At 62.1% G+C, this 1,865-nt stretch carries 2 protein-coding genes and 2 pseudogenes; 2 read left to right on the forward strand and 2 right to left on the reverse strand.

The annotated features are described in order from the left end of the window. Positions 1-112 precede the first annotated feature (112 nt). Positions 113-583: pseudogene (locus VQ042_RS25425) on the reverse strand (dihydrodipicolinate synthase family protein); the annotation flags it as partial. Between the two features lie 5 nt (positions 584-588). Between VQ042_RS25425 and VQ042_RS25430 the strand changes: the two are divergent. Further along, entirely contained in the window at positions 589-798 is a 210-nt protein-coding gene (locus VQ042_RS25430; protein WP_331823025.1) for a hypothetical protein, read from the forward strand. After that, the gene (csgH, locus tag VQ042_RS26275; RefSeq protein WP_442880248.1) at positions 795-1,028 is read left to right on the forward strand and encodes a curli-like amyloid fiber formation chaperone CsgH; all 234 of its coding nucleotides are present in this window, start codon (positions 795-797) and stop codon (positions 1,026-1,028) included. The genes VQ042_RS25430 and csgH overlap by 4 nt, the downstream gene beginning before the upstream one ends. A gap of 155 nt (positions 1,029-1,183) precedes the next feature. Here csgH and VQ042_RS25435 read toward each other — a convergent pair. Then, positions 1,184-1,662: pseudogene (locus VQ042_RS25435) on the reverse strand (PQQ-dependent sugar dehydrogenase); the annotation flags it as partial. Positions 1,663-1,865 lie beyond the last annotated feature (203 nt).

Here is a 1,865-nt window from a genome sequence, read left to right on the forward strand (position 1 = left end):
CCCGCAGCTTCTTGAAAGCTGCTCACGATCCTCTGAAATCGATGCTCACGATGCCGCGAAATCCATGCTCACGATCGTCTGAAATCCGTGCTCATGATCACGCGAATTACGCACGCAGGATTGCGAGCTTGCCTACAAAGTCGCCGTCTGCCGGCAAGGGCATCTTCACCGCCCGGATCGTGGGAAGACAGGACAGGCGTTCCAGAAGCGCGATACCGAAGGTGAAATGGGTGGTGCCGGGATTGTTGTAGACACAGAGCGGCAGACCGGACGCGGCCGTGACCGCACGATAATGCTCGAAGACCTCGTCCTGCGTCAGCGGCGTGTAGGAGACTGGCGCCATCAGCAGCGCATCGGCGCCAGCGGCTTCGGCATCTCGGGCAAGCTCTTGGGCATCACTCGTACGAAGCGCACCGATGCCGACGACGAGTGGCACGGGCCCTCGGATGCACTCTGCCGCCGCCTTTATGGCGCGGCGACGCTCTTCGCGCGTCAGATAGGCGTAGATGCCTGTCGAGCCCAGAAGGCCGATCGAGTCGACGCCCGCTTCGCACAGCCGCTCCAGCAAGCGCGAGATCATCTCCTCATATGGAAGAGATTGCGGCCGAGATCAACGACGGAGGCCTCGGCACGGCCGTCGCGCTTTCAGACGACATCAAGGACGAGACCTATGCGCAGGCGCTTGTTGCCTTGGCCCTGGCTCGGTTTGTCCACCTGGACGGGGCATTCAACAATGCTGGGATCGTCGGCGAAATGCTTCCCGCCGCCGACATGCGCCGGGGGGATCGGTCGAACTGACCGCGCTCGCCCATGCCGAGAAGGCGACCCGCGGTGAGTACGCGTTCCGCGTCTCCGGTCGGGGAACCGACATCCGGCAGGGCGGGCCCTTCGCCGTAGCTTCAGGCGGGACGGCACTGCTCGGCACGGTCACGCTCGGCGCTGGCGGCTCCGGTTACGACGCCGATCTGACCGTCGTCGTTGATGGCAAGACGATCTCCTGCTCCGAACGAGTCGGCGGCGGGATCTGACAAAGCATCAACACTCTGCCTTGCCGGTCCGGTCCGGCGGGGACCCTTTCCTAAGTCCACGCATGTCCCGGAACAGACCGGGGAACGGAGATCTCCATGACTACCACGGCTTTATTTCAGCCTCCGCGATCACCGCTACGGTGCGACCGACTGCGTCACACGGCGGTTACGCGCCAGATGACGTCTCCCACATCGTCCGCCATCAGCAGCGATCTGCGTCCGGGCCGATCGCCACGCCGACGGGACGTCCATAGGCAAGTTTCTCGTCCTCGGACAGAAAGCCGGACAGGATATCGCGAGCCGGTCCGTTCGGCACGCCATTGTCGAAAGGGACGAAGATCAGCTTGTAGCCGCTGAGCGTCGAGCGATTCCACGATCCGTGCTGGCCGATCACCATGCCCTCGCCGAACCCCGGCAAGGTGCCGCCCGGCATCCAGCAGAGGCCGAGCGATGCCGTGTGGCCGCCGAGAGCATAATCCGGCTGGATGGCACGGGCGACGAGGTCCGGAGCCTGCGTGACACGATCGTCCACGGTCCTGCCCCAGTAGCAATAGGGCCAGCCGTAAAACCCACCCTCTTCGACGGACGTAAGGTAGTCGGGCAGCGTTTCGTCCCCAAGCCCGTACAATTCGTCAGTATGGCTGACGTTTTAAGTCGTTATGGACGTCTCATGCTTAATAAAAATTTTTCTACAGGCTTTTGCTGCTGGACAAAACCATCCCGTCAGGGCAATCGGGTGAGTTGGCGCGTGACATTTGGTGCAAGTACTGAATCTGTGGGTTCCCAATTGATTCGATTGGGAGATTGCGGGAATGGCTGTGTCCGACGAGGCGGTAC

The organism is Aurantimonas sp. A2-1-M11, assembly GCF_036549475.1.
GTDB lineage: Bacteria > Pseudomonadota > Alphaproteobacteria > Rhizobiales > Rhizobiaceae > Aurantimonas.